Source organism: Lentilactobacillus hilgardii DSM 20176 = ATCC 8290, from assembly GCF_000159315.1.
GTDB lineage: Bacteria > Bacillota > Bacilli > Lactobacillales > Lactobacillaceae > Lentilactobacillus > Lentilactobacillus hilgardii.
Window position 1 is genome coordinate 1 of the sequence record NZ_GG670060.1, and the last position, 241, is coordinate 241.

The 241-nt window shown below is 40.2% G+C and carries 1 protein-coding gene; it reads right to left on the reverse strand.

Features of this window, described 5'->3' with window-relative positions; genetic code table 11:
* The coding region (locus HMPREF0519_RS14145) for a hypothetical protein (protein WP_003637220.1) at positions 1 to 241 on the reverse strand (241 nt) is incomplete at both ends.

Consider the following 241-nt stretch of genomic DNA (forward strand, 5'->3'; position numbering starts at 1 on the left):
ACCGTTGGCACCCCCAAAGATGACTGAAGTTTGGCTCTTATCAGCATTAGTGCTAGCCAAGCTTGCCAAACTGCCATTTTCGGAAGACGTGCTGGTAGTATCAATGTTTCCGGACATATCGCCATACCATTTGTACAGCCAATAGCCACCATTTTGGTTTTTTGTTGATCAGTTAATAAATTATCCATACGACCATAATTAAACCAAAATGCTAAATCAGCACTATCGGTATATTTATCGT